25 protein-coding genes are annotated in these 25,489 nt (G+C 61.4%); 21 read left to right on the top strand and 4 right to left on the bottom strand.

Annotation, left to right across the window (positions count from 1 at the left end; translation table 11 throughout):
* Positions 1–22: 22 nt before the first annotated feature.
* The 6 genes from JMJ95_RS09060 to JMJ95_RS09035 all read left to right on the top strand — a co-directional run bounded on the left by JMJ95_RS09060 (position 23) and on the right by JMJ95_RS09035 (position 6,834).
* Positions 23–811 (top strand): tripartite tricarboxylate transporter substrate-binding protein, encoded by a 789-nt coding sequence (locus JMJ95_RS09060; protein WP_290684678.1) that lies wholly within the window; start codon positions 23–25, stop codon positions 809–811.
* A 108-nt stretch (positions 812–919) separates the two neighbouring features.
* On the top strand, positions 920–1,408 hold the full coding sequence (locus JMJ95_RS09055; RefSeq protein WP_290684676.1) for a tripartite tricarboxylate transporter TctB family protein: 489 nt from the start codon (positions 920–922) through the stop codon (positions 1,406–1,408).
* 3 nt (positions 1,409–1,411) lie between these two features.
* A complete protein-coding gene (locus JMJ95_RS09050; protein WP_290684674.1) occupies positions 1,412–2,911 on the top strand; it encodes a tripartite tricarboxylate transporter permease in 1,500 nt (499 codons plus the stop codon).
* Between the two features lie 34 nt (positions 2,912–2,945).
* Positions 2,946–4,097 (top strand): hypothetical protein, encoded by a 1,152-nt coding sequence (locus tag JMJ95_RS09045; protein WP_290684672.1) that lies wholly within the window; start codon positions 2,946–2,948, stop codon positions 4,095–4,097.
* A 284-nt stretch (positions 4,098–4,381) separates the two neighbouring features.
* A complete protein-coding gene (locus tag JMJ95_RS09040; RefSeq protein WP_290684670.1) occupies positions 4,382–5,020 on the top strand; it encodes an HAD family hydrolase in 639 nt (212 codons plus the stop codon).
* A complete protein-coding gene (locus JMJ95_RS09035; RefSeq protein ID WP_290684669.1) occupies positions 5,017–6,834 on the top strand; it encodes a thioredoxin domain-containing protein in 1,818 nt (605 codons plus the stop codon). Before JMJ95_RS09040 ends, JMJ95_RS09035 begins: the two co-directional genes overlap by 4 nt.
* On the opposite strand, the gene JMJ95_RS09030 is transcribed toward JMJ95_RS09035, so the two are convergent.
* Entirely contained in the window at positions 6,831–8,216 is a 1,386-nt protein-coding gene (locus tag JMJ95_RS09030; RefSeq protein ID WP_290684668.1) for an MATE family efflux transporter, read from the bottom strand. The genes JMJ95_RS09035 and JMJ95_RS09030 overlap by 4 nt on opposite strands.
* Positions 8,217–8,347: 131 nt before the next feature.
* Between JMJ95_RS09030 and JMJ95_RS09025 the strand changes: the two genes are divergently transcribed.
* The 3 genes from JMJ95_RS09025 (at position 8,348) to rpoD (ending at position 11,436) form a co-directional block, all read left to right on the top strand.
* On the top strand, positions 8,348–9,277 hold the full coding sequence (locus tag JMJ95_RS09025) for a chemotaxis protein (RefSeq protein WP_290684667.1): 930 nt from the start codon (positions 8,348–8,350) through the stop codon (positions 9,275–9,277).
* Positions 9,274–9,924 (top strand): hypothetical protein, encoded by a 651-nt coding sequence (locus JMJ95_RS09020; RefSeq protein WP_290684665.1) that lies wholly within the window; start codon positions 9,274–9,276, stop codon positions 9,922–9,924. The genes JMJ95_RS09025 and JMJ95_RS09020 overlap by 4 nt, the downstream gene beginning before the upstream one ends.
* Positions 9,925–10,236: 312 nt before the next feature.
* Positions 10,237–11,436, top strand: a complete 1,200-nt coding sequence (gene rpoD / locus JMJ95_RS09015) for an RNA polymerase sigma factor RpoD (RefSeq protein WP_290684664.1) — start codon at positions 10,237–10,239, stop codon at positions 11,434–11,436.
* Between the two features lie 43 nt (positions 11,437–11,479).
* On the opposite strand, the gene JMJ95_RS09010 is transcribed toward rpoD, so the two are convergent.
* A complete protein-coding gene (locus JMJ95_RS09010) occupies positions 11,480–12,859 on the bottom strand; it encodes a cobyrinate a,c-diamide synthase (RefSeq protein ID WP_290684662.1) in 1,380 nt (459 codons plus the stop codon).
* A complete protein-coding gene (locus tag JMJ95_RS09005; protein WP_290684660.1) occupies positions 12,856–13,374 on the bottom strand; it encodes a cob(I)yrinic acid a,c-diamide adenosyltransferase in 519 nt (172 codons plus the stop codon). The genes JMJ95_RS09010 and JMJ95_RS09005 overlap by 4 nt, the downstream gene beginning before the upstream one ends.
* 204 nt (positions 13,375–13,578) lie before the next feature.
* Here JMJ95_RS09005 and JMJ95_RS09000 point away from each other — a divergent pair, with 204 nt between their 5' ends.
* The 11 genes from JMJ95_RS09000 (at position 13,579) to JMJ95_RS08950 (ending at position 23,758) form a co-directional block, all read left to right on the top strand.
* A complete protein-coding gene (locus JMJ95_RS09000) occupies positions 13,579–13,785 on the top strand; it encodes a dodecin family protein (protein ID WP_290684658.1) in 207 nt (68 codons plus the stop codon).
* Positions 13,786–14,024: 239 nt separating this feature from the next.
* Positions 14,025–15,497, top strand: a complete 1,473-nt coding sequence (locus tag JMJ95_RS08995; protein ID WP_290684657.1) for a cobyric acid synthase — start codon at positions 14,025–14,027, stop codon at positions 15,495–15,497.
* Positions 15,494–16,384 carry a hypothetical protein gene (locus JMJ95_RS08990; RefSeq protein ID WP_290684655.1) on the top strand — a complete coding sequence of 297 codons (891 nt, stop codon included), beginning with the start codon at positions 15,494–15,496 and terminating at the stop codon, positions 16,382–16,384. The genes JMJ95_RS08995 and JMJ95_RS08990 overlap by 4 nt, the downstream gene beginning before the upstream one ends.
* The gene (gene cbiB / locus JMJ95_RS08985; protein ID WP_290684654.1) at positions 16,381–17,304 is read left to right on the top strand and encodes an adenosylcobinamide-phosphate synthase CbiB; all 924 of its coding nucleotides are present in this window, start codon (positions 16,381–16,383) and stop codon (positions 17,302–17,304) included. The genes JMJ95_RS08990 and cbiB overlap by 4 nt, the downstream gene beginning before the upstream one ends.
* The gene (locus JMJ95_RS08980) at positions 17,288–18,385 is read left to right on the top strand and encodes a histidinol-phosphate transaminase (protein WP_290684653.1); all 1,098 of its coding nucleotides are present in this window, start codon (positions 17,288–17,290) and stop codon (positions 18,383–18,385) included. Before cbiB ends, JMJ95_RS08980 begins: the two co-directional genes overlap by 17 nt.
* On the top strand, positions 18,385–18,930 hold the full coding sequence (gene cobU / locus JMJ95_RS08975; RefSeq protein ID WP_290684651.1) for a bifunctional adenosylcobinamide kinase/adenosylcobinamide-phosphate guanylyltransferase: 546 nt from the start codon (positions 18,385–18,387) through the stop codon (positions 18,928–18,930). The genes JMJ95_RS08980 and cobU overlap by 1 nt, the downstream gene beginning before the upstream one ends.
* Before the next feature lie 68 nt (positions 18,931–18,998).
* Positions 18,999–20,081: a nicotinate-nucleotide--dimethylbenzimidazole phosphoribosyltransferase gene (gene cobT, locus JMJ95_RS08970; RefSeq protein WP_290684649.1), complete on the top strand. Its 1,083-nt coding sequence runs from the start codon at positions 18,999–19,001 to the stop codon at positions 20,079–20,081.
* Between the two features lie 6 nt (positions 20,082–20,087).
* On the top strand, positions 20,088–20,816 hold the full coding sequence (gene cobS / locus JMJ95_RS08965; protein ID WP_290684647.1) for an adenosylcobinamide-GDP ribazoletransferase: 729 nt from the start codon (positions 20,088–20,090) through the stop codon (positions 20,814–20,816).
* Between the two features lie 242 nt (positions 20,817–21,058).
* Positions 21,059–22,741, top strand: a complete 1,683-nt coding sequence (locus tag JMJ95_RS08960) for a hypothetical protein (protein WP_290684645.1) — start codon at positions 21,059–21,061, stop codon at positions 22,739–22,741.
* Positions 22,742–22,758: 17 nt separating this feature from the next.
* Positions 22,759–23,259 (top strand): hypothetical protein, encoded by a 501-nt coding sequence (locus JMJ95_RS08955; protein WP_290684643.1) that lies wholly within the window; start codon positions 22,759–22,761, stop codon positions 23,257–23,259.
* Positions 23,260–23,407: 148 nt separating this feature from the next.
* Positions 23,408–23,758 carry a DsrE family protein gene (locus JMJ95_RS08950; RefSeq protein WP_290684641.1) on the top strand — a complete coding sequence of 117 codons (351 nt, stop codon included), beginning with the start codon at positions 23,408–23,410 and terminating at the stop codon, positions 23,756–23,758.
* Positions 23,759–23,769: 11 nt separating this feature from the next.
* Here JMJ95_RS08950 and JMJ95_RS08945 read toward each other — a convergent pair whose 3' ends face one another.
* Entirely contained in the window at positions 23,770–24,390 is a 621-nt protein-coding gene (locus JMJ95_RS08945; protein ID WP_290684639.1) for a histidine phosphatase family protein, read from the bottom strand.
* 100 nt (positions 24,391–24,490) lie between these two features.
* Here JMJ95_RS08945 and JMJ95_RS08940 point away from each other — a divergent pair, with 100 nt between their 5' ends.
* A complete protein-coding gene (locus JMJ95_RS08940) occupies positions 24,491–25,480 on the top strand; it encodes a 2-hydroxyacid dehydrogenase (RefSeq protein WP_290684637.1) in 990 nt (329 codons plus the stop codon).
* The last annotated feature ends 9 nt before the right edge of the window (positions 25,481–25,489 follow it).

The following is a 25,489-nucleotide window of genomic DNA, read 5'->3' as shown; positions in this document are numbered from 1 at the left end:
CAGGGGTAGGTTCGGAGGTGGAATGCGAAGCCGGACACCTGCAGGTCGATATACACCCTTCTCATGGTTCCGTCGTCGTTCCACCGCTCCGTTCCGGGCAGGGAAGAAACACCGTTCAGGGACTGCCGAAGAAGAGCATGGCCAAACGGATTTCAAGTTCCCCGACGACTTTGTCTATTTCGCCTGCATGGATTCCGATCCGGCGGTGCTCTGGGTTCGGAAGGACGGGCCGTTCCAGACCATACAGGATCTCGTGGAAGAGGGGAAGAAACGGCCTGTGACCATCGCCACCAGCCGGTTCCCCCATCCTTCAACCCTGGCGGTCCTGCTGCTCGGCGAAGCCACAGGAGCACAGTTCAATATCATACCCTACGGGGGCGGCAATCCTGCCCGTACAGCCGGTTTGACCGGAGAGGTGGACGCAGTGACCACCTTCCTGTCCTCCTCTCTCGATTTTGCTTCCGATGTGAGATTTATCGTGATGTTCCAGAACGAAAACAAATGGAAGGACATCTCCCAGAACGCTCCCACGCCGAAGGAAGCTCTTGGAGTCGAGATGCCTGAGTTAGGAGGCAACAGGGCATGGGCTGTATCCCGGCAATTCAGGGATAAGAATCCCGCCGATTATGAAAAGCTCGTGGAGTCTTTCAAAAAGGCTTTCGAGGACCCCCGACTCAGGGAAGAATGGAAAAAAGTCGGCATGGACCCTCAGTTCCTCGAGTTCAAGGACGAGGCTGAAAGCATGAAGATGGCCCAGGACATGATAGAAACAGCCACGAAATACAAGGAAATTCTCAAGGGGAAAAAATAGCACGGAAACCGGGAGCGGAAGGCTCCGGGGTACAGAGGGTGACGAACCGCCTTTCCGGCTCCGGAGCCTTTTTAGGTGCTCTTTGCATGGAAGAAAGAAGGAGATTGAATGGCAAATAAAGGAATGCGGTGGTCACCGGGGGATCTTTTCATTCCCGGCCTCGGCATGGCCCTGGCGATCTACTACCTTTACACCGTTTGGGGCCTCGCGCCTCCGGCGCAGCTCTACGGAGGTTCCCTGAGCATCCTGTGCATCCTTCTGTTTCTCGCGGCCGCAGTGATGGTCTTCCGCCACAGGGACGCGGGGAGGGAGCCGGTTTCCGGCAGGCTGAAGGCCCTTGGGGTGAAGTACTCCAGGTTTGTTGTCATGGCGGTTTTCACGGGACTGTTTATCGTGATCATTCCGCTGACCGGCTATCCTTTGGCGAGCGTTCTCTTCGTGGCTGCCACGGCTGCCTTCTTGCATTACGGAAGTCTGCCCCGGATTCTCAAGGTGAGCGTCATCGTGACCCTGGTGGGTTTCGTTCTTTTCATTCTGTTTCTCAAGGTGGATCTGCCCCTTGATGCAGTTTCGGAAAAGATAAAGGGGGTTCTCTGAGCCATGTGGGAAATGACGCTTGTCTCTCTGAACGAAATCATGGGGTACTGGTGGCTCATTCCGCTCGGCGTGGGACTGGGGATTTTTGTCGGCGCCGTGCCGGGCTTCAGTTCAACCAACGTGCTGATCATCCTCCTTCCCTTCACCCTCGGCATGGAGTCCGGTGCCGGTATGGCCTTCATGGCCAGTCTCTATTCCGGATCCCACATGGGAGGTTCCATTCCGGCGATTCTCTTCAACGTGCCGGGAACGGGCTCTGCTGCGGCCACCTGCTTCGACGGTTATCCAATGACGCAGCAGGGGAGGGGGCAGGAGGCCCTGGCCATAGCCTTTGTCGCTTCGGCCATAGGCGGCCTCTTCACCACCCTTATCACCCTCGGGGCTCTTCCCTATCTCTCAAAGATGGTCTACTACTTCGGAAGCATCGAGAATTTCGTCATCATCCTCTTTGGTATCGTCCTCATCGGGCAAATAGCCGGCGGAAGCGTTCTGAAGGGCCTGATCGCCGGGATGTTCGGGCTGCTTCTCGGCGCCATAGGCTATGACCATGTCTACAGCGTCCCCAGGGCCACCTTCGGCCTGGTGTACCTCTTCGACGGCATGCCCCGGGTTCCGGCCATAGTGGGTCTCTTCGCCATCTCTGAAGCCTTCAGCATGATCGAGAAGAACACCATCATCGATCCGTCACAGCTTGCCTCAGCCCTCAAGGAAGGGTGGCAGGGAACGGTCAGGGGAATTGTGGTCTCCTTCAGGAAGATCGGCGCTGTCATCCGCTCCGCCCTCATCGGGTTCGTGGTCGGAATTATACCCGGCGCCGGAGCGACTATCGGGAGCTTTGTCAGTTACCAGCAGGCCATGACCTTCTCGAAGAACAAAGACCAGTTCGGGAAGGGAGAGCCGGAAGGAGTCATCGCCTCGGAAGCGGCGAACAACGGACTCACGAGCGGCAGCCTCATACCCCTGCTCACTCTCGGAATTCCGGGGGGAGGTACGGCGGCGGTCATGATGGTGGTTCTCCAGGCCCACGGAGTGCCCATCGGCCCGAGGCTGTTCCAGGTCATGCCTCAGCTCGCCTACGGCGTGGTGGTTGCCATGCTCTTGGCGTATATCGTCATGATATTTATAGGGGTTCCACTGGCGAAGTCCCTGGCGAAAATGTCCTTTTTCCCCACGAAGATCCTCGCCCCCACCATCATCTCCTTTACCCTCATCGGCTCCTTCGTGGCCCGGGGCTACCTCTTCGACATGTGGATCGCCCTTTTCTTCGGGGTCATCGGATATATCCTCAAGAGGACGGGGTACTCTCCCCACGCGGTGCTCCTCGGGGTCATTCTCGGCCCCTTGGCGGAACAGTACTTCCTGAGAGCCCTTCTCCTGGGGAACGGCAATCCGGCCATCCTTTTCTCCCGCCCTCTCGGGAACTTCCTCTGGATCCTTCTCGCGGTCTCCATCGTTCTGCCGGGCATCGTGGCCCATTTCAGGAAAAAGGGGGCGGCCCTGTAGGCCGTCATCAGAAACCATTTTCGGAGGTAAAAACATGTTGCCCAGCGACCACAAAGAACACAGGAAGAATATACGGGTCATCAGCAGAACCCGCATTTCGGAAGCAGGAGCGGGACAGATCCTGGTGGACAAAGGTACCGCTTTCGTGGCCCATCTTTTCGGCGACGGGGTCACCCTCGTCGATGTGAAGAATCCCTATGCCCCGAAGGTGATCAGCAAAACCCCCGTGCCCCTCAAAGGTCACTCCCACAAGGTCCAGGTCAGCGGGGACATCATGATCGTGAACAACGAGCGGTACAGGAAGTACGAGCCGTGGCTGTCGGGAGTGAGGGTCTATGACATCTCTTCCCCGGAGAACCCCAGGGAGATCGGGTTTTTCGAGACCCCGGGAAAGGGAGTTCACCGCATGTGGTTCGTTGACGGCGAGTTCGCCCACATCACTCCCACGGTCGAAGGGTACACGGATCAGATCTACATGGTCCTCGACATGAGAAACCCAGCAAAACCGGTGGAGTATTCCCGGTGGTGGTATCCCGGAATGTGGACGGCGGGCGGAGAAACACCCACGTGGCCTGAGGGGGCCAGGGTCAGGGCCCACGGGCCGGCTTACGTGCAGAGCGGCAGGGCCTACATAGGCTGGACGGACGGGGGGCTGACCATCCTGGACATTTCCGATCTGAAGAAGCCCAGCCTGGTCTCGAAGTTCAACTGCTATCCTCCCTACGGCGGCCTGACTCACACCGTTCTTCCTCTTCCCCGGAGGAACCTTCTTGTGGTCACCGACGAAGCTCATGCAGACTTCTGCGAGGAACCGGAAAAGTTCGTCTGGATTTTCGATGTCAGGAACGAGAAGAACCCCATTCCCATCTCCACCGTCCAGGCGGAATCTGCGGGCTTCTGCCAAAAGGGAGGGCGCTTCGGACCCCACAACATCCACGAAAACAGGCCCGGCAGCCTCATCGACGACCAACTCGTGTACATCGCATACTTCAACGGCGGTCTCCGGATTGCCGATATTTCCAATCCCTACCGGCCAGAGGAAGTTGGGTACTTTGTTCCCGAGAAACCCGAAGGGCAGGCGGCTGTCCAGACCAATGACGTTTTCGTCGATGCCGACGGGCTCATCTACATCGTGGATCGTTTCGACGGCACGATGTATGTGCTTGAGTACACGGGACCGAGATAAGGCTTCCCGGGAAACCCCCCGTCAATTTTCCGGACCGCCCCCCGCCTAAATCCGCTAATTTTTCAGGCAGAGGGAGTGTCGCCGGGCACAGCGCCCGGGCCGAGAAACCGACACGGATGTCGGTTTCAGGTGCAGTTGTCAAGGACGACAATCTGCACCCCCCGCCCAAGCGAGCACCGGTGACGCTCCCCGCTGCCTGCGGATTTAGGCCCCGGGGTGGTCCTTTTCTTTTTCCCGGCCGCAGGGTACCATTGAACGGAGAAGTGAGAAAGAGGTGGTTTTGAGTGTTTCGATGCGTGATATTCGACTTTGACATGACGCTCGTGGACAGCAGCTACGCCATCATGGACACCATGAACATGGTGGCGGAGCGGCAGGGGCTTCCTCTCGTGACCCGGGAGCAGGTGTTGTCCGTTATCGGGCTTCCCATCCGGGAATCATGGATGAAGATATGGAACCGTTTTGATGAGGAGTGGCTCACCGAATTCCGGGCCCTGTTCCTCGAGCAGGAGTTTGCGGGCATTTTTCCCTTCCCCGGAACCGTATCCGTTCTCGAGGCTCTCACGGAAAAAAGAGTGGCCCTGGGAATAGCCTCCAACCGCCAGTCGCCGGTCAATCCGCTGAAGGCCGTCGGGCTCTCCGGGTATTTCCGCTCCGTGGTGGGTATGGGCGATGTGGAGAACGCCAAGCCGGCCCCGGACATGATACTGAAGAGTATGGCCGAGCTGGGATTCGGGAAGGACGACACCCTCTTCGTGGGGGACACGGCGGACGACATGACGGCTGCGGCTGCGGCAGGGGTCCGGTCCGTAGGGCTCACCACCGGGAATTTCCCCCCGGAGGGCCTTTTCGGAGCTGGAGCCTGGAAAGTGATGGGCACCATCGAGGAACTGCTCCCCCTGTGGGACGGGGCCGTATCATGACAGGGCACAGAAACCTGCTCGCCGGAGAGAAATCGCCCTACCTGCTGCAGCACGCCGACAACCCTGTGAACTGGCATCCCTGGGGCGACGAGGCCTTCCGGAAGGCCAGGGAGGAGGACAAGCCCCTCTTCGTCTCCATAGGCTACGCCACGTGCCACTGGTGCCACGTCATGGAAAGGGAATCCTTCAGCGACAGCGAGGTGGCGAACCTCCTGAACGATGCCTGCGTGCCGGTGAAGGTGGACCGGGAGGAGCGCCCCGACATCGACGGAAACTTCATGGCGGTCTGCCGGATGATGAACGGCAGCGGGGGGTGGCCCCTGAACGTCTTTCTCACCCCCGAAGGACTGCCCTTTTTCGCCGCCACCTACCTGCCCAAGAGGGGAGCGGCGGGAAGGCCCGGGATAGTTGACATGGTCCCCAGGGTGAAGTGGCTCTGGAAGACCCGGAGGGAGCAGGTAATGCAGTCCGCCGGGAGCATTCGGGAGACCCTGCTGAAAGAGGCCCTTCCCGCGGCGGGACCATGCCCCGGGCAGGCCCAGGCGAAGGCCGCCTTCGACGAGCTGTCCCGGGGGTACGATTCCGAGTGGGGCGGCTTCTCGAAGGAGCCGAAATTCCCCATGCCCTCGTGGCTCCTCTTTCTGTTCCGGTACTGGAAGCGCTTCGGCGAAGGGAGGGCGTTCTCCATGGCCCGCAATACCCTGGCTCACATCTGGGCCGGGGGCATACACGATCACCTGGGGGGAGGAATCGCCCGGTACGCCACGGACCGCCGGTGGATTCTGCCCCACTTCGAGAAAATGCTCTACGACCAGGCGCTGCTTCTCTACACCCTGGCGGAATTCCACAAGGAGAAGCCGGACCCCCTGTTCGAAGTCTTCGCCGAAGACCTCGCCGGGTTTGTACTCCGGGAGATGACCTCGCCGGAGGGGGGCTTCTATTCCGCCTTTGACGCCGACAGCGAGGGGGAGGAGGGGAAATACTACCTCTGGACGGAGGAGCAGATCCGGAACGTTCTCACCAGGGAAGAGGCAGGCGTGTTTCTTCACTCCTACGGCGTTCTCCGGGGAGGCAACTTCAAAAACGAAGTTACAGGACGCATCCTGGGGGACAACGTGCTCTACGGGGCCGTTCCTCCCGCCGAGGCGGCGGCACGGTTCTCCCTGGAGCCGGAGGAGCTGGACGGACTGCTCGCCTCCTGCAGGGAAAAACTGCTCGCCGAACGCCGGAATCGCCCAGCGCCCCTGCTGGACGACAAGATCCTCACCGACTGGAACGGCCTCATGATCGCCGGCCTGGCCCTGGCGGGGACCGTGTTCGGCCGGAAGGAATGGGTAACGGCGGCAGAGAAGGCGGCCCGGTTCATCGACCTCAAGCTCAGGGAGAAGACCGGCAGACTGCTCCACAGGTACCGGGACAGGGACGCCGCCATTCCCGGATTCCTTGACGATTACGCCTTTCTTGCCTGGGGAGAGTCGGAGCTCGGTGCCGCAACCGGGAAGAAAGAGCATTACCTTTCAGCGGTGAAACTCATGGACATCCTCCTGGAGGACTTTGCCGACGGGAAGAAGGGGGGCTTCTTTCTCAACGGAGAGCAGGACGCCAATCTCTTCCTCCGGAGGAAGGAAGCCTACGATGGGGCCATACTCTCCGGAAACGCCGTGGCAATGGCAAATTTCATCCGTCTCGCGGATCCGGCGGGGAGGAAGGACTTCCCGGACCACGCCCGGCGTACCGGGGGAGCATTCTCGGGGCACGTTTCAAAATATCCCCTCTCCCACGCCCACCTTCTCACGGCCGCCCTGATGTTCTAGCTTCCGGCCGTTCCCGCTGGGAAATCGTCACCGCCGTCTTCGCAGCTTTGCCGGAGGCGGCGCATTTCTTTCCGGTACATCATCCAGGTCACCAGGGCGGCAGAGAGGTCCGCCGCGGGAAAGGAGCCCCACACCCCCGCCGTGCCGAAAACGGGAGCGAGGACCGTCACCAGGGGGACGAGAAAGATGACCTGCCGAAGCAGGGAGAGAACGAGAGAGGGACGGACCTTCCCGATGGCCTGGAAAAGGCCCGACGCCATGATCTGGAAGCCCGTGAGGGGCATTCCGAGGGCGAGCATCCGGGCCGCATCGGCTCCGAGGGCCGTGACCGCTGGGGAGGATGTGAACAGCCCCGCCATTTTCTCCGGAACGGTGAAAAACAGCACGGCCCCGGCAGCGCAGAGAACCGTAGAAGCCCCTATGGAGATGCGGAGGGCGGACGCCACCCGGCAGTACTGTTTTGCCCCGTAGTTGAACCCCACCACGGGGAGGAGTCCCTGGACTATGCCGAAGACCGGCATGACGGCAAAGAGAAGGACCCGGTTGACAATGCCGTAGGCCGCCACGGCGTCGGCCCCTCCCGCGGAGGCCAGGGCCAGGTTCACCGCCAGCAGGGAGATGCTGGCGGCCCCCTGCCGGGCGAAGGCTGCCGCCCCCACGGAAAGGCATTCGGCGAGGATGGAGGGCCGGAACAGAAAGTGTTTCCATCGGAAGGTCACCAGGCTGCGCCCTGCCAGGTAATACCACCCCAGCCAGAGGGCGGTTCCCCCCTGGGAGATGACCGTGGCCCAGGCGGCGCCCCGCACCCCCCACCCGAACCCGAGGATGAACAGGGGGTCGAGGAGAGTGTTTATTCCGGCGGAAATGATCATGGTCATCATGGCGAAGGAGGCGTTCCCCTCCGCCCGGACGAAGTTGTTGGCGGTGATGGAAAAGGCGAAGAAGGGGGCTCCGAGGAAGAGCACGGCGGCGTATTCCTCCGCCAGGGGGAGGATGTCCCCGCTGGTCCCGATGAGCCTGAGGAGGAAGGGGGCAAGGAGAATCCAGATGACCGAGAGCAGCAGCCCCGCGGCCCAGGTGACGAAAAAGATGGTCCCCGCGGTTTTTTCCGCCCGTTTTCTCCTGCCCGCGCCGAGGCTCCTGGAGATGATGGAGGCACCGCCGACACCCCCTACCTGGGCCACCGCCATGATGATCATCTGGAGGGGAAAGGTCATGGAGACGGCGGCTATTCCGGCGGGACCCACTCCCTGACCCACGAAGAAGGCGTCCACGAGGCTGTAGGATGCCTGGACGGCCATCCCGAGGGCCGCCGGGAGGGACAGGCGGAAGAGCAGGGCCCCCATGGGGCCGGAGCGCAGTGCTTCGGTGTTGTCTGCCATGTCGCATCTCCCTTCCCCATTTCTTTTCAGAAGTATATCAGAAAGGGATGGTGCGGGGCTTGTGGGAGGGCAGTCCTTCCGCTATAGTAGTTTCAGGTGAACCATCCGGAAGACCGGAGGAGGGAGATCCAATGCAGGAAGTCAAAAAAGTTATAACTGAAGTGGGGACCAACGAATGGCAGGTGGTGGTCTTTTACCTGGGGGACCAGACCTTCGCCATCAACGTGGACAAAACCCGTGAAATCCTCCGGTGGCCCGGCTGCCGAACCATCCCCGAATCCCACCCGTCCATGATCGGCATTACCTCGGTGAGGGGAGAGGTGCTTCCCCTGCTCGACCTGAGGGTGCACCTCGGCATTCCCGGCAAAATAGACCTCGAGCACAGCAAGGTGATCATCGCCGAGTTCAACGACGTCAAGCTCGGATTCGTGGTGGACGGCGTGGAGCGGATATACCGCATCAACTCCGAAGAGCTGGACTCCACCCTCACGGGGACCTTTCTCGGCGAGTATGTCCTCTACGTTATCAAGAGGGACAGCCGGAACGTGCTGCTGCTCGACTACGAGGCTATCGTGCAGAAGGTAAACCCCACCCTGTCGGAGCGGTACACCATAGACCCGGTCCGGACGAAGGCCATGACCGCCCCCTTGGGCAACCTTGATGACTACAGAATTCTCGTCGCCGAGGACTCGCCCCTCATCCGGAAGCAGATCGCGGACGTGCTCGGCCAGGGAGGCTTTCATAACGTGGTCCTCACCGTCGACGGCAAGGAGGCATGGGACAGGCTCTCCACCCCGGGCGAGACATACGACCTTCTCATCACCGACGTGGAGATGCCCCGGCTGGACGGCCTGGCCCTCACGCGGCGGGTGAAGGAGCACGGGGAATTCCGTAATATACCCATTATCGTCTTTTCGTCCATCATGGCCAAGGATATCAAGAACAAAGCGGCGAGCGTCGGAGCCGAATCCCAGATCACAAAGCCCGAGATTCCCGAGCTGGTGGACCATGTCTGCGGCCTTCTCGGCAGGAAAAAGGAGAAGAAGGTTTCAGTCGGATGACATCCCTTCCCTACTGGGACTCCAATGTCGACATGCAGATCGCCCCGTGGTTTCCTCTCGGGGTGGATTACGAGCCTGTGTCCGTGAATTCCCACCACAGCGGTCGCCTTTCCAGGATCGCCGCCCTGTCCATGTGCCTGAGCAGCGAATTCTTCTGCCTCACGAGCCTTCAGAGCGGCTATGCCGGAACCCTGCTCCGGGACAGTATGTTCATCCCCGGGAAGCAGCGCCGGATAGATTTCGGTTTCACCATGCTCTTCGGCTACTCCGTCCCCATGGAGGAAGCGGTCGGATCTCTCATCGAAGGCCATGGAGATGTGGAAGGGGGAGTCTCCTTCTGTACTCTCTGGGACAGGGACATCATTCTCGAGAGCTTCAAGGCCATTATCCTGGTCAGCGTCAACCCTTTCTTCAGCGAGGACGACTTCCTGGACAGGCTCGGCGTCGTCCTGGAAAAGAGCGTGTCCTCCCAGGCGAACATGCCCTTCTTCGCCGAGAAGTTCGGATACAGGAGGTTCTTCATTCCCTACGAGACCGACAACCCGGTGGACCTGGAAATCAGCCGCCTGCTGTACGAGATGGAGTTCGAGGAAACCAGGAAATGGGTGGGGCCGTCGCCGGAAGTCTCCTTCCCGCCGTTTCCCTAAATCCGCAGGCAGCGGGGAGTGTCACCGGTGCTCGCTTGGGCGGGGGGTGCAGATTGTCGTCCTTGACAACTGCACCTGAAACCGACATCCGTGTCGGTTTCTCGGCCCGGGCGCTGTGCCCGGCGACATTCCCTCTGCCTGAAAAACCTGCGGATTTAGGGTTCCTTCGTCTTGATCTTGCCGTCGACTGAAGTATGGTATAATATTTGTCCGCTCAAAAAATCAGGCGGAGGAGAATTATGAAACGGCCCCGATTCCCGGAAGGGAAGTCAGGACCGTTCTTGCCGTAGTGAAAAGGGGACTGGATGCTCGATGGAGAATGACATTCTGAACGAGAAGGATATTCTGGCGGAGAAGGAAGATATCCTGGACGAGAAGGTCGTCAAGAAGGAAGAGCTGTCGCGGGAAGACATGGCCGAATACCTTGGTAAGGTGCGGGATCTCATCTCCGAAGGCCAGGGCAAGGGCTTCCTCACCCAGAAGGATATCGAGCGGCACCTCCCTCTTGAAAACTGGAGCGAGGAGATTCTCGACAACGTCATGACCAGCCTCCAGGACATGGGAATCGAAATGGTGAGCGATGAAAAGGAGGCGGCGGCAGCAGCACCCGTCGCCGTGGCGGTGGACGACGACATGCTCGCCCAGCCGACCGTCGACATGGAGATCGGAAAGCTCGACGACATCCCCCTTACCGACCCCGTTCGCATGTACCTTCGGGAGATCGGGAAGGTCCCCCTTCTGGACGCGGCGGAGGAGGTCGAGCTGGCCAAGCGGGTGGAGGCCGGAGACGAGACGGCGAAGAAGAAGATCGTGGACGCCAACCTCCGTCTCGTGGTGAGTATCGCCAAGAAATACATCGGCCGGGGGATGCTCTTCCTCGACCTCATCCAGGAGGGAAACCTGGGGCTCATCCGGGCGGTGGAGAAGTTCGACTACCGGAAGGGATTCAAGTTCAGCACCTACGCCACCTGGTGGATCCGGCAGGCCATCACGAGGGCCATCGCCGACCAGGCCCGGACGATCCGTGTTCCCGTCCACATGGTGGAGACCATCAACAAGATGGTCCGCATTTCCCGCCAGTTGGTCCAGCGTTTGGGCCGGGAGCCCACCGACGAGGAGATCGCCGGTGAAATGGAGATCGAGCCCTCCAAGGTGGAGGAGATCCGGCGCATCGCCCAGCTTCCCGTCTCCCTGGAGACTCCCATAGGCGAGGAGGAGGACAGCCAGCTCGGCGACTTCATCGAGGACAGGGATCTTCCCAGCCCCGAGGAGGCCGCCGCAGGGCACATGCTCCACGAGCAGATAGAGGAAATGTTGGACGCCCTCTCCGAGCGGGAGAGGGAAGTGCTTCACTTCCGCTTCGGCCTCGAGGACGGCCGGTCCTACACTCTCGAGGAAGTGGGAAAGCGGTTCGGCGTCACCAGGGAGCGCATCCGGCAGATCGAGGCCAAGGCCCTGAGGAAGCTCCGCCACCCCAGCAGGAGCAAGAAGCTCAAGGATTTCCTCGATTGACGAAGAAAACGAAGCCCCCGGATTTTCGGTCCGGGGGCTTTTTTTATTTTCTTCCCGCTCTCCGGGCGGCGGTCCGGAGGAACCGCTTCGCAGGGGCCGGGTTCGTGCCGAAGTGGATGTGGAGGTAGGATGCGAAGGTGTTCTTCCTCGCCAAGCCGTCCCGGAAGAGCTTCCCGTTTTTCTCGAGACGCAGGGAGAAAAGGTGGTCGTTGCCCTCGCTGTCGTACTGTGACCAGTGGAAGAGGTGCCCCTTCAGCGCCGTGCCCTTCACCCCCGGAAGGACGGCCCGCTCCAGCCTTCCGGTGTGGTAGCCCAGGGCCTGGAGGCGTTTCCCCATCCTCGTGACGCCGGGGAACACCCCCGCCATGGGGTGAACCGCTCCCTGCCGGTCCTCGAGCCGTTCCGCAAGGTACATCAGTCCGCCGCACTCCGCCAGGACGGGGACCCCCTCCTCCGCGGCCGACCGTATCCCTTCCCGAATGGAGACGTTTCCGGCCAACGGGGCCGCGAACTCCTCGGGGAAACCTCCTCCGATGTAGATCCCCTCCGTTCCCGCCGGGAGGTCTCTGTCCCGCAGGGGGCTGAAGGGAACGATCTCCGCTCCGAGGTGCTCCAGGATGTCCAGGTTGTCCTGGTAGTAGAAGTGAAAGGCCTCGTCCATGGCCACGGCGATACGCGCCTCCGCGGCCGGGGGTGAGGAGAAGAGGGAGGGCCTGAAGGCGGGTAGGTCCGGCGCCGCCGCTGCCAGGGCGATCAGGCGGTCAACATCGATATGCTCCTCGGTCAGCCTGCGGACCGTTTCCGTCAGCTCTCCGATCGCCCCGTGTTCCGCCGCCGGTGTGAGCCCGAGGTGCCGCTCGGGGAGGGCGATGGATTCGCACCGGGGAAGGTAGCCGAGGACAGGGAGGTTCGTTTCCGTCTCCACCGCTTCTCTGAGGATGCGATAATGTCCCTCGCTGCCCAGGTTGTTAAAGATCACGGCCTTCACGGCCACTCTCCGGTCGAACCCGGCGAATCCCGCCACAAGGGCGGCGGCGCTGCGGGCCATGGCTTTTCCGTTCACCACGAGCACCACCGGCGCGGCCAGAATCTTCGCCAGGTGGGCGGTGCTCCCCCGCTCGTCCAGGGCGCCCGCCCCGTCGAAAAGGCCCATCACCCCCTCGATGACGGCCATGTCGGCCGCGGCTGCGCTCCGGGAGAAGAGCTCCAGGAGCCGCCCCCGGGGCAGGAGCATGGTATCCAGGTTTCTGCAGGGGCGTCCCGCCGCGGCGGAATGAAACCCGGGATCGATATAGTCCGGCCCGGCCTTGAAGGGCTGCACCGTCAGTCCTCTGGCGGAGAGAGCGGCCGCAAGCCCCATGGTGACGGTGGTCTTGCCCGAGCCGCTGTTTGTCCCTGCAAGAACGATCCTCGGGCAGATCATTTTTCAATCCCCTTCCTGGCGGGAACGCCCCGGGAAAAATAATGGCGCAGCTCCTTCATCTCGGTGACCAGGTCGGCCCTCTCCAGGATTTTCGGGAAGGCGTACCTGCCCGTGAGCACGAGTTCCGTGGAAGTGTGGCGCACCTCCAGGAGATACAGCACGTCCGTTTCGGCGAGGAGGCCGAGATGAACGGCCACGAAAATCTCGTCGGCGATGACCGCTCCCCAGTTTCCGGACGAGACCACGTCCCGGAGGCGCTCCAGTCCCCGGCGGGCAAGGACGGAGTCCTGTTCCGTCGGCGGCGTCCCTACTCCGCGCTCCCCGCCGAAGGTTTCAACAGTCACCCCGGGAAGCAGGGCAAGGGCAGCGTGCTCGCTGTATACCCCCCGCTTGAGGAACTGGCCGAGAAAGACCGTCATGCCCGCCCCGGAGGCCCTGAGGAGAAGCCCCAGGGCCGCGGTTGTTTTCCCCTTCCCGTTTCCGGTGTACACGTGAACATATCCCTGATAATCCATGGCAGACTCCCCTGTGGTTTTTTCTTCATTATAGGGGCAACAGCCGGCGGAAAACCTGTTTTCACGTCCTGAAATAATGTATAATAATTCTGTCATGTCAGCCGGGCCGTCGCCCGGCAGGGAGGCGGATCCCCGAACGTCCGGGGATAGTAGAGAGGCCGGGAAGGACCGTTTTCCCGGGGAGCCGGAAAAGGAGGCGACGGAATGGAAAGCGTTTATAAGGTAATCGAGCTCGTGGGAACCAGCACCGAGTCCTGGGAGAAAGCCGCGGCGGCGGCTGTGGAGAGGGCTTCCCAGTCCCTGAGGGATCTCCGGGTGGCGGAAGTGGCAGCGCTGGACATGCACATGGAGAACGGCATGATCAAGGCCTACCGGGCGAAGGTGAGGGTCTCCTTCAAGTATGAAAACTAGCGGCCGTTCCTGATGTAGAGGCTGCAGAGGGTTCTGTCCGTGCCCGCTGCCCCGAGCCTGTATGAAAAAACAGCAGAAAAGGCACCCCGAACTTCCCGACGGAGGAACGGGGCGCCCTTTTTTCTGTCGGGATATTCAGGCTCTTTTCTCCGCTTGCAAAAAAGAGGCTCCGTAGGTAGCATGGAACCGGTCCAGAATAGACACGATCGGGGGAATGGCCTATCCGCGCCCGGACACTGATGATCCAGGGAACATCCTCATCCGTGGGGAAGAGCGTCCTCACGGCGGCCTTGTGCCGCATTTTCGTCCGCAGGGGTCTTCGGGTGGCTCCCTTCAAGGCCCAGAACATGGCCCTGAATTCCTTCGTCACCCCGGGAGGAGAGGAGATGGGACGGGCCCAGGCTGTGCAGGCCCACGCCGCCGGGCGAGAACCCGAGGTGGAGATGAACCCCGTTCTCCTGAAGCCGGAGGGAAACTCCCGCTCCCAGGTCATCCTGATGGGGCGGCCGTGGAAGACCCTGTCGGCCGGGGATTATTACGCCTGCAGGGAGACCCTGTGGGCATCGGTGGCCGCATCCTTCGAAAAGCTCGCCGGGGAAAACGACCTCCTTCTCGTGGAGGGAGCCGGCAGCCCGGCGGAGATCAATCTCAAAAAGAGCGAGATCGTGAACATGCGGGTCGCCCGGACCTTTGGCTGCCCGGTGCTCCTCGCCGGAGACATCGACAGGGGCGGCGTCTTCGCTTCCCTCACGGGAACCCTGGCCCTCCTGGACGACGAGGAAAAAGCCCTGGTGAAGGGGTTCCTCATCAACAAGTTCCGGGGGGACGTGAAACTCCTCGAGCCGGGGCTCGAAATGCTTTCCGGCCTGACGGGCGGACGCCCCGTCCTGGGGGTGATCCCCTGGCTGAACAACCTCGCCGTGGCCCAGGAGGATTCGGTCTACCTGGAGGATAACCGGTCCGCCGGGGCTCCGGGGGGAGTGGATATAGCCGTGATCAAGTTCCCCCGCATTTCCAACTACGACGACTTTGACCCCCTTGCTCTCGAGGAAGGCGTTTCCCTCCGGTTCGTGGACAGGCCCGAAGACTTTGGAAAGCCCACCGCCGTAATCCTCCCCGGAAGCAAGACAACCATGGAAGATCTCGCATGGCTCCGCCGGTCGGGCTTCGACGGTCTCCTGGCGGCCCTTGTCCTATCAGGCGCCTCTCTCGCGGGTATCTGCGGGGGCTACCAGATGCTCGGACGCCGGATCTCCGATCCCCTGGGGGTGGAAGGACCCTCCGGCGGCGGGGATGGGCTCGGCTTCCTCCCCGGCGAAACTCTTTTCGAGCCCTCCAAGGAGACCACAAGGGTAACCGGCACCACCGTCCCCGGGGAGGGGTTCCCGGGCTCACGGCCTCTTGCCGTGGAAGGATACCAGATCCACATGGGAAGGACGATCCTGCCCAAAGGGGCCAAGCCGCTCCTGTCCCTTCCCGGGGGAAGAACCGACGGCGCCGTTACCGCCGGTGGGCGGATCTGGGGTACCTACCTCCATGGCATCTTCGACAACGGGGAGTTCAGGGAGGAGTGGCTCCGCTCTCTGGGCCGGCGGGGAACCGGGACGGCCCTTCCCTTCCGGGAGGTCCGGGAGCAGGCCTTCAACCGCCTCGCCGACGAGGTGGAGGCGGCTCTCGACATGAAGGCGCTGGAGCGGATCATCGGCCTATGACCACCGTCACCGCCGCATGTCCGGGAACCTGCGGGGAGTTTTTCCAGGGCACGCTGGACGGAGTGCCCTGCCTGGTGTCCTGTCCCATCGACAAGTACGCCCGGATTCGGGTCACCGCCCGTCCCGGAGCGGGGGTGTCCCTTCCCGGGGAGATGAGCAAGACCCGGAGGGCCCTGGAGACGTTTCTGGAACGCCGGTCCCTTGCGGGGAAGAATATTGTGGTGGAACGGCTCGAGGCCCTTCCTGAAGGCAAGGGATACGCCAGCAGCACCGCCGATATCCTCTCGGCCTTGGCATGCACGGCGTCCCTTGCGGGGATACCCCTCCCGCCGGAAGAAGCGTCCTCCATCGCCCTGGCCGTGGAGCCCACCGACAGCATCGCCTGGCCTGGACTGGCCCTTCTCGATCATCGGGGCGGGAGGATCATGAGGTTCCTCGGGCCCCCTCCGCCCCTCTCGGTGCTCCTCCTCGACTGGGGCGGCACCGTGGACACCGAGGAGTTCAACAGCAGGGACAGCCGTCCCGTTCTGGAGCCCCTCGTCCCCCTTCACCGGGAGGCCTTCTCCCTGGTCCTCAGGGGGGTGGAGCATGGAGACCCGGAGGCCCTGGGCAGAGGGGCGTCCCTGAGCGCCCGGGCGGCTGTCCGGCTTCTGGAAAAACCTCACCTCGACGAATGCTTCGCCCTCTGCTCCCTGCTGGGGGGATACGGAGTCTGCGTGGCCCACAGCGGCACCCTCTACGGCATCCTTCTGCCCTCCGGAGCGGCGGACAGGGAGGGTGACATTCTGGAAACGGCCGTTCGGCGGCTCTCTCCCGGGTGGGGGGGAAGAATGCATTCTGTCGTTCCCGGCGGGCCGAGAACGGAAGAAAGGAAGAAAAGGCCATGACACTTGTTTTTATCCTCCTGGGGGCGACGGTGTGGGACCTCCTCATCGGTGAGCCCCCGTCGAGATACCATCCCGTGGTCTACATGGGAAAATACATCACCGCCTTCTGGAAGTACCGCCCCTCGGGGCGGGAGCGGGCGCTGCTCTGTTTCGGCGGAGCCCTGGTCCTTTCCGGCGGCTTTCTCTTTTCGTGGCCGGCCAGGATTCTCGGTATGTTTCCCGACTTTCTCTTTGCCATTCTCGCCGTCCCGCTGCTCAAGACCACCTTCTCCCTTTCCGGCCTTCTCGAGGCGGGGAAAGGGGTCCTCGACTCCCTCGAGCGGAACGACCTTCCGGGAGCCCGGAAAAAGCTCTCCCGGGATTTGGTGAGCAGGGAGACTGAAGACCTCTCGAAAGAGGAAGTGACGGGAGCGGCCGTGGAATCGCTGGCGGAAAACCTCACCGACAGCCTGGCGTCCCCCCTCTTCTTCTTCGGTGTCTTCGGGCTGCCGGGAGCCTTCTTTTACCGGTTCTGCAACACCTGCGACTCCATGATCGGCTACCGGGGCGGCGACATGGAATGGGGCGGAAAGTTCGCCGCCAGGTGCGACGACGTGCTCAACCTGATCCCCGCCCGGGTCTCTGCCTTCCTGCTGCTGGCGGCCGGGGCCATCGCCGGCGAGGATGTCCTCTCCGGGATCGAGGTCCTGAAACGGGACCGTCTGTCCACGTCCAGCCCGAACGCCGGGTGGACCATGTCCGTCATGGCAGGCCTGCTCGGGGTGACTCTGGAGAAGCGGGGTGTCTATATCCTTTCCGGCGGGACCGGGACGCTGGACGAGGATGTCCTCCGAAGAGCCCTCCGGGTGGTCCGGATAGCCTCGGGGCTCGTGATTGCCGCGGCGGCTGTTCTTGGAGGCCTTCATGGACTGTTTCGTTAGGCAGGAGGTGCTCGCCGGACGGCCCGCCCGGCACGGGGGCCTCGACTACGCACGGCTTCGGCAGGAGGGAGTCTCTCCCGAGGAGGTCCTCGACTTCAGTGTCTCCACCAATCCCTTCCCTCCCTGCCCGGAAATCGCAGAAGCCGTGGCCGGAGCCGCTCTCACCCGCTACCCCGATTCCACCTCCGGAGAGCTCCGTTCCTCCCTGGCGGAACTTCACGGTGTGCCCCCTGAATCCGTCCTGGTGACCAACGGCCTCGCCCAGGCCATCTTCCTCTGCGCCTTTGCCTTCGCCGACCGGGGGAAAACAGTCCTCATCACTTCCCCGACCTTCGGGGAATACCGTTCGGCCTCGGAGTTCGCCGGTGCGGATGTCCTTGATGTTCCGGCTCGGGAGAAGGACGGATTCGCCTTTCCCCTGCTCGGTCTGGAAGGCCGTGTCCGGACGGTGCGCCACTCTCTGGTCTGGGTGTGTTCCCCCAATAACCCCACAGGGATCCTTCCCTCGAAAGAGGAACTTCTCCGCCTGCTCTCCGCCTGCGACGACCAGGGTACCCTGCTCGTTCTCGACGAGGCCTACGTGAACTTCGCCCCCCCGGGATCGTCGGCCCTGCCGCTCCTGAGGCCGGGGCTTCTTCTTCTCCGGTCCATGACCAAGGACTACGGCCTGACGGGGCTGCGCCTGGGCTATGTCCTGGGAGACCCGCGGCATGTGGGACTTCTCGCATCCCTGCAGCCTCCCTGGAGCGTGAACGCCTGCGCCCAGGCCGCCGGCCGTGCGGCGCTGCGCGCTAGGGGGTACTATGAGGCCCAGTGGGCCGGCATCAGGAAGCTTGCCGCCGGCCTGGCCCTGGACCTGGCGGAGGCCGGTTTTCCCCCTCTTCCGTCCGCGGGAAACTTTCTTCTCTTCCGGGCCGGAGATGTCGAAAAGCTCCAGGCGTTTCTCTGGGAACGGCGCATCCTGGTGAGGGACTGCTCCTCCTTCGGCCTCTCCGGATTTGTCCGGGTGGGCGTGAAGAGCGGGGAGGAGAACCGGCGGCTCGTGGAGTGCCTGGCTCAGTATCGGAAGGAGGCATCCTGATGGGTAGGCTGACCCTTGTCCTCGGCGGAAGCAGAAGCGGCAAGAGCGAATTTGCCGAGAACCTGGTCCGGGAGGCCGCGTGTGCGGGGAAAAAAGCGGTTTACATCGCCACCTGCGAATCCCGGCCCGAAGACCTGGAGATGGCGGACCGGATCGACCGGCACAGGAAGCGGCGGCCTTCCTCGTGGAGGACCGAGGAGGAACCCCTGGCCCTCGAAGAGGCCGTCCTGAAGCTGGAAGGCGATACCGTCGCCCTGGTGGACTGCCTCGGCCTCTGGGTTTCGAACCTTCTCTTTTCTCTGAGGGAACAGCAGAGAGGGGAAGAGAAGGAGATCCTCCGGAGGGTGAGGGCGTTCTGCCGGGCCGTATCCGTTTCCGCCGCCGACGTGGTGGCCGTCTCGGACGAAACGGGAATGGGGGTGGTTCCCCCCACCCCTCTCGGAAGGCTCTACCGGGACCTCCTGGGACTGACCAACCAGGAGGCAGCCCGCTCGGCGGAAGAAGCCTGGCTCGTAGTGGCCGGGCTGCCCCTGAAACTGAAATAGCGAAAAAAGTAACAGACGGTCCACGGCGACCGTTCATCCAGCCCTGCATCGGGAAAACAGGAGGCATCATGACGACACTAGAACAGGCAATCGCCCGGATCCGCCCGCTGTGCGCCCGCTCCATGGAAGAGGCGAGACGGCGGCAGGATTCTCTTACCAAGCCGAGGGGGAGCCTCGGGAAGCTCGAGGACCTTTCGGTGCAGCTCGCGGGAATCCGGCGCACCGCCCGCCCCACCATCCGGCACAAGGTCATCATTACCATGGCGGGGGATCACGGGGTGGTGGACGAGGGAGTGGCCCTCTATCCCCGGGAGGTCACCGTGCAGCAGGTGCTCAACTTCCTGGGCGGCGGCGGAGGGGTGAACGTTCTGGCTCGACACGTGGGCGCAAGGGTCGTCCTGGTGGACATGGGGGTGGCCCACGACTTCGAGCCCCGGGAAGGGCTCCAGGTGCGGAAGATCGCCAGGGGAACGGCGAACCTGTACCGCGGCCCTGCCATGACCAGGGAGCAGGCTATTCGTTCTCTGGAAGAGGGTATCGCCGCCGTGGAGGAGGAAGCCGCGAAGGGCATGGACATTCTCGGCACCGGGGAGATGGGCATCGGCAACACCACTCCGTCCACGGCCATCGCCTGTGTCGTCACCGGGGTACCCGTCCCGCTGGCCACGGGCCGGGGGGCGGGACTCACCGACGAAGGGCTGAGGCGGAAGATCGCCGTCATCGAAGGGGCCCTGGCCCTCCATTCCCCCGATCCCCGGGACGGGATAGACATCCTGTCAAAAGTGGGCGGGTTCGAGATCGGGGGCATCGCCGGCGCGATCATCGGTGCGGCGTCCCTGGGCATTCCCGTGGCGGTGGATGGTTTCATCTCCACGGCCGCTGCGGTGATTGCCGACCTGGTGTGCCCTGCTTGCCGTGACTACATGATCTGTTCCCACAAATCGGTGGAAATAGGCCACGAGCACCTGCTTCGTTTCCTCGAGGCGGAGCCGCTGCTCGACCTGGACATGCGTCTCGGGGAGGGAACCGGAGCCGCTCTGGCTATGTCCCTTGCCGAGGCAGCCGCGAAGGTGCTCAATGAAATGGCCACCTTCGAAAGCGCCGGCGTCTCCGGGCCGGTCGAACCCGGAACGGGCGCCCCGGGAGCGTAAACAAAAGTGGATTTTCTCCGCGCCCTGGGCTTTCTGACGATCCTGCCCTCCCCCCGTCTTGAGAGCACCCCGGAGGACCTCGGAAGGTCCTCCGGGTGGTTTCCCTTTGCCGGGGCCCTGCTGGGTTCCCTGTTGGCAGCCGCTCATGCCGGGCTTGCTCTTCTTCTCCCTGCCACGGCGGCGGCGGCCTTTTCGGCGGTTCTCTGGGCGTTTCTCACCCGGGGGCTGCACCTGGATGGCCTCGCCGACACCTTCGACGGCATCGGGGGGGGATACGGCCGGGAATCCCGGCTGGCCATCATGAAGGACAGCCGTCTCGGCGCCTTCGGGGGAATCGCCGTGGCCTCCGCCCTTGTACTGAAAACGTCTCTCCTCGCCGGAGCAGGCAGAACGGAAGGACTGCAGGCCCTCTTCCTCGCCCCTGTCCTGGGACGGTGGGCCATCCTCTTCGCCATGCGCCTCTTCCCTTCCGCCCGCCCGGGCGGCATGGGAGACCTGTTCCGGAAAGGCTGCACGAACCGCTGCCTTCTTCTCGGCACCGTCGTGACAGTCCTTTTCGCCACCGCGGCCGGAGGGATGACGGGTCTCCTCCTCCTTGCTCTCGTCCCCCTCTTCACGCTGCTCTTTTCCCGGTGGCTGGCCTCCCTCCTGGGGGGGCTCACCGGCGATTCCTACGGGGCGGTGTGCGAGCTTTCGGAGATCCTCTCCCTCTGCCTTTTCGCCGCCCTCCGGTAACGGCCCCTTCCTGCGGGACAGCTCCGGGACATTGCCCAAGGGAAGCCCGTCCCCGCGAGGACCAAAGAGGTTGTATGAAATCGATGAGGAGAAACAGAACGGCCCCGTGGTGATTGACACCTATGGCATGTTTCTTTATACTGAAAAGAACGACAAATCCGATATTTTTATGAGGATGCCGGTTTTTACCGCTGTCGGCCGGGTGGTAATCCTTCCCCCGGGGAAGGAGGCGTTTTAGCGAAGTGAGAAGATTTCCGTTCAGGAGAAAGGCTGCTTTCCTGGTTCTTGCCGGTATTCTTTTTTCCCCGGGAAAAGGAGAACCATGGGGAGCGATTCAGGGATTGGCTGAGACACACCAGTATATTCTCACGGAGGCGATGAAACAGGCCGCTTCCGACCCGGCTTTTGTGCAGAAATTTCCTTCTGCGGAGGAACTGGTAAAACATGATTTTGTTGTCGTGACGTTCCTTGGAAAGTCCGGCCCCGGGCCTGACATGGACGGATCTTCACCCTATTCGTGGCATTATTTCAACCCCCTGACCGGGAAAGGCCTCGCCCCGAAGAAAGTGGCGGATTTTTTCAACGTGATGATGCACAAAAGGGTGAGGGGTGAGCCCCAGGCCAGGGAAGCCGCCTGGGCCGCTCATTTCCTCTCCGATATGTTCGTTCCGTACCATGTGGCGGGAATGCCGGAGGAGGAGGCATGGCAGTTCTTCATGGGGGGAACGCCGCTGGGGGAAAAGGAGACGGGGCCGAAGGAACTGTATTCGATGACGAGTTCCCCGCCGGCGGGATGGGGAGAAGGAGGAGACTTTTCTTCAGCCCTGGAGCTGCTTTTCAACGAATATCCCCCTGGAAACGAAGACGGAGTGGACTGGTTCGACCCGTGGTATTTCAACGGATGGGGCGGAGCGACTGCTCCCGGTATCGCGACGGGCAGCCACGGATTCTGGGAATACCAGGTATGGGAAAGGTTCAGAATTCGCCATATAGCACAAAAAAACCTGCCTCCCCAGGGCTACGACCCGTTGTGGAAAAACCGGAAATCCGAAATGGGGACAGTTTTCTGGAGGGCCCAGGCTGCCGCTGCGGCAGAATACGCAGCGGCCTGCGCCGCAGGGACCCGGCAGAATATACACGTCGTTTTGGCCAATCCGGACCAGGGAATACTGAATGCCGTCCGTGCCGTGTATACTCTTTACAGGGCTTCCATGACATCCCTCCGGGCGTCCTGGCGGCAGGAAGATCTCACTGGGGGAGGATACAGGGTTTTCTGCACGGTGCGCAATACGAATCCCCGGGAAGAATGTGCGGGTGTCGAGGCGCGGCTGTTGTACAGAAAAGACGGACGATGGCTTGTGAGAGAGACGGTTACGCTTCCCCGTCCTGTACCGCCTCAGGGAGCCGGGGAGTTTTTCTGGGATTTTCCTGCGGGGGATTCTTTTCAGTGCATTGCTGAGGTTGCGGGTATGTTCCGGCAGACTCCCGATTTGGGGTATGTGAACATTCCCTTCACGGCCGGGAGAGACACTCCGGAAAGGGAGCATGGAAGAACCTTCGCAGGGAAGATGAATTTCTCCATGGCAAATTATCCCGAAGGAACCAGGATCAATCAACTGTCTCTTTCTATTTCCCCGTTCGACGGGAATGTCAGGGGAACCGCCGGACTCAGGTTTATTCCTGAAGTGTCCGGAGGAATGAAGCCCATGGGACTGGAACTTTTCCTTGAGGGATCATGCGACGGGACGAGTCTGTCGGGAACCTGCAGGGGAACGCAGGAGAATTTTTTCTGGACCGGCAGCGGCGGAGCAGCCGGAAGGTGGAGCGCCAATCTCTCGGGAGAGCAGGTGAAAGGATCGATTGTCCTTGAGAAAGACGGAAAAACGTTCAGTCTCCGGTTCTATGGGAATGAGCTGGTGCGGTAACCCGGAAGGGGGAGAAGATGAGAAAAATTATCGTTTTGATTCTTCTGTTCCTGCTCATTGGACGTGAAGCTTTCTCCGAAGGTTTGCCGTGGCCGGCGGTGATACTGGACAGGCTGTACCTGCCCTTTGCCCTGGAATGGTTCGCTGACGGGGACCACTCGAGAAACAGCGTTCAGGGATATGGAGAACCTGTTCTTGCAGACTCTCATGCTTTCTGGATGTATTCTTTTCCTGAGGGAACAGCGTTTTTCGAGCAGGTCTACCATCAGGATTCCCTGGTCGGTTTCAGGATGGAGTATATTCTTGTGAAGGAACCCGGTCTCATGTATAAAGAAAAAGTCAAAAACCTGAGGGAATCGATGAGAGCGTGGGCCTTCAATGATCTCCGCTTTTTTCCGGAAGGCTTGGGGATGATGATCGACGAATTCTCCGCCGAGAACAAAGACTCCAGGGTTCACGTCAAATGGCGGGAAGGAGAGTATTCCGTCTTCATTACGATTGAGATGCAGGCAAAATAGCGAGGGAAGAAGGCGGAGCTTACGCAAATGACTGTCGATGGAAACTCCCGGTGGGATGGGTATTGGCGAGGGGAGAGACAATAATTGCCTCTCCCCCCTGAAAAAAAGATACAAGCTCAGTTTCTCGAAGAGGAAAAGGAGGGATAGCGTGGGAGATCGTGCCGGGAAAAAACTGGTTGTCCTGTGGACGAGCGGAGAGAAGATGACGGCGATGAACATGGTCATGCTCTACTGCCTGAACTCGAAGCTGAAGGGATGGTGGGATGATGTTACGCTGCTCGTATGGGGAGCCTCGACAGGGCTCCTTGCGGAAGACGGCGAAGTTCAGGCGTACCTCCGCACCCTTCAGGAAGCGGGGGTGGAGGTAATTGCATGCAAAAAATGCGCCGAAAACCTCGGTGCGGTGGAGAAGCTTGAGAGCCTCGGTGTGAAGGTTTTTTACACGGGGCAATACCTTACGGAAACACTCCAGTCGGGCCATAAGATTCTCTCGGTGTGAAGAGCCTGTTCCTACGGGGTTATCCCGCCCATTTGAGGCGTCCAGTTCAGCTGCCTTACTGTCAGGCGGCCGTCGAACCTGGTGATGACGTGCACTCCGCAGTAGTCCTGCCGCAGGGAAAAGAGCCTCTGCCAGGGAATGTCCAGCAGCGTGAAGATGATCGTCTTGAAGACTCCGGCGTGGGCGGCAATGAGAAGATTGCCCTCCCACCGGTCTAAAAGGTCGGTGAAGGCGGGCCAGACCCGTTTTTGAACGTCGAGGAAGTTCTCGCCGCCCGGCGGGCGGAAACCGGCGAAATCCCGTCCCCGGGCCTCGAAGACTTCGGGATCGGACTCCATGATCTCCTTCATGGACCGGACCTCCCAATCACCGAAGGCAATCTCCTGGAATTCCGGAACGACGCTGAAGGGGATGTTCCTTTCCCCTGCGATGATGCAGGCTGTCTCAGCGGCCCGCTTGAGCCCGCTGTGGAAGACCCTGTCGAGACGGATCCCCTCGAAGAGCCGTTTCAGGGCAATGGCCTGCTCTTTCCCTTCGAGAGCGAGAGGCAGGTCCGTTCTTCCGAGAAAGCGCATTTCGTAGTCCGGCAGGGCAGGCCGTCCGTGGCGGACCAGGTAGATGGTTGATTCCATGATGCTCCTCCTTACCGGGAAAGTATTCCCTGTTTGTCCGGAACGTTTCATAGGGTACAATACAATGCAGGGAAATACCAGTGAAAGGAGAACAGCCGACATGAAAAAAAATATCGTGGTGACCTGCTCCGCTCCCGCAGCCGTACGGACCGCCGTGGAGGAGGGCCTTGACGGATACGCCGACATTTTCTACCTGGAGGACGCCGCCCCGGAAAAAAGGGCGGAGATCCTTTCCTCCGCCCACGGGCTTCTGTCCTTCTTCTTCAACAGGGAGATCCGGGAGGAAGAATATCCTCTGCTGGAAAACCTGGAACTCTTCCAGACCATCTCCACGGGGCTCGACTATCTCCCCTTCGACAAAATGCCCAAAAAGCCTGTCATTGCCTGCAACGCCGGAGGATGGGCCCCCCAGATCGCCGAGCACACCATTGCCCTTCTGCTTGCCCTCACACGAAGGATCGTCCCCCTTCACAACGACCTCAGGAAAGGCGTTTTCAACCGTAACGGCTATTCTCCCATGAGCCTTCGGGGGAAAATACTCACCGTAGCGGGTTACGGCGGCATCGGCCGCATGACCGCAGACCTCGCCCGGGGATTCGGCATGAAGATCAGGGCGCTGAACACCAGCGGAAGGACCGACGGAGACGTGAACTTCATGGGAACCCTGAAGGACCTTGAAACGGTCCTCCCGGATACGGACGTGCTGCTTCTCTCCCTGCCCCTGAACAGGCACACCAGGGGCGTCATAGGGAAGAAGGAGCTTTCCCTCATGAAAAAGAACGCCATTCTGCTCAACGTGGCCCGGGCTCCCCTTGTGGTGGAGGAGGATCTCTACCTTCACCTGAAGGAAAACCCCGATTTCCAGGTCGGCCTGGATGTCTGGTGGAAGGAACCCACGTGGGGAGGGGGGGATTTTGACCTCGACTTCCCGTTCCTCGAGCTCCCCAACGTGGTCGGTTCGCCCCACAATTCGAACCGGTGCGAAAGAGACTTGGAAGTCGCGGCAAGGGCCGCCGCGGCGAATGCGGCCGCTTTTTTCAAAGGGGAAAATTTCGGTGGGCTGATCCGCCGCGAAGACTATATGGAATGAGAGGGAGAC

The sequence above is a fragment of the Aminivibrio sp. genome, assembly GCF_016756745.1.
Taxonomy (GTDB): domain Bacteria; phylum Synergistota; class Synergistia; order Synergistales; family Aminobacteriaceae; genus Aminivibrio.
This window is presented reverse-complemented; position numbering and strand designations above follow the sequence as displayed.

What these genes read in the sequence shown, in the direction of transcription:
- JMJ95_RS09000 (WP_290684658.1), top strand. Translation starts at nt 13,579, where the DNA reads ATGGAAAGCGTTTATAAGGTAATCGAGCTCGTGGGAACCAGCACCGAG.
- JMJ95_RS09060 (WP_290684678.1), top strand. Translation starts at nt 23, where the DNA reads ATGCGAAGCCGGACACCTGCAGGTCGATATACACCCTTCTCATGGTTC.
- JMJ95_RS09050 (WP_290684674.1), top strand. Translation starts at nt 1,412, where the DNA reads ATGTGGGAAATGACGCTTGTCTCTCTGAACGAAATCATGGGGTACTGG.
- cobT (WP_290684649.1), top strand. Translation starts at nt 18,999, where the DNA reads ATGACGACACTAGAACAGGCAATCGCCCGGATCCGCCCGCTGTGCGCC.
- rpoD (WP_290684664.1), top strand. Translation starts at nt 10,237, where the DNA reads ATGGAGAATGACATTCTGAACGAGAAGGATATTCTGGCGGAGAAGGAA.
- JMJ95_RS09030 (WP_290684668.1), bottom strand. Translation starts at nt 8,216, where the DNA reads ATGGCAGACAACACCGAAGCACTGCGCTCCGGCCCCATGGGGGCCCTG.
- JMJ95_RS08955 (WP_290684643.1), top strand. Translation starts at nt 22,759, where the DNA reads ATGAGAAAAATTATCGTTTTGATTCTTCTGTTCCTGCTCATTGGACGT.
- JMJ95_RS08945 (WP_290684639.1), bottom strand. Translation starts at nt 24,390, where the DNA reads ATGGAATCAACCATCTACCTGGTCCGCCACGGACGGCCTGCCCTGCCG.
- cobU (WP_290684651.1), top strand. Translation starts at nt 18,385, where the DNA reads ATGGGTAGGCTGACCCTTGTCCTCGGCGGAAGCAGAAGCGGCAAGAGC.
- JMJ95_RS09045 (WP_290684672.1), top strand. Translation starts at nt 2,946, where the DNA reads ATGTTGCCCAGCGACCACAAAGAACACAGGAAGAATATACGGGTCATC.
- JMJ95_RS09035 (WP_290684669.1), top strand. Translation starts at nt 5,017, where the DNA reads ATGACAGGGCACAGAAACCTGCTCGCCGGAGAGAAATCGCCCTACCTG.
- JMJ95_RS08980 (WP_290684653.1), top strand. Translation starts at nt 17,288, where the DNA reads ATGGACTGTTTCGTTAGGCAGGAGGTGCTCGCCGGACGGCCCGCCCGG.
- JMJ95_RS08995 (WP_290684657.1), top strand. Translation starts at nt 14,025, where the DNA reads ATGATCCAGGGAACATCCTCATCCGTGGGGAAGAGCGTCCTCACGGCG.
- JMJ95_RS08940 (WP_290684637.1), top strand. Translation starts at nt 24,491, where the DNA reads ATGAAAAAAAATATCGTGGTGACCTGCTCCGCTCCCGCAGCCGTACGG.
- JMJ95_RS09020 (WP_290684665.1), top strand. Translation starts at nt 9,274, where the DNA reads ATGACATCCCTTCCCTACTGGGACTCCAATGTCGACATGCAGATCGCC.
- JMJ95_RS09025 (WP_290684667.1), top strand. Translation starts at nt 8,348, where the DNA reads ATGCAGGAAGTCAAAAAAGTTATAACTGAAGTGGGGACCAACGAATGG.
- JMJ95_RS09005 (WP_290684660.1), bottom strand. Translation starts at nt 13,374, where the DNA reads ATGGATTATCAGGGATATGTTCACGTGTACACCGGAAACGGGAAGGGG.
- JMJ95_RS09010 (WP_290684662.1), bottom strand. Translation starts at nt 12,859, where the DNA reads ATGATCTGCCCGAGGATCGTTCTTGCAGGGACAAACAGCGGCTCGGGC.
- cbiB (WP_290684654.1), top strand. Translation starts at nt 16,381, where the DNA reads ATGACACTTGTTTTTATCCTCCTGGGGGCGACGGTGTGGGACCTCCTC.
- JMJ95_RS08990 (WP_290684655.1), top strand. Translation starts at nt 15,494, where the DNA reads ATGACCACCGTCACCGCCGCATGTCCGGGAACCTGCGGGGAGTTTTTC.
- JMJ95_RS09055 (WP_290684676.1), top strand. Translation starts at nt 920, where the DNA reads ATGGCAAATAAAGGAATGCGGTGGTCACCGGGGGATCTTTTCATTCCC.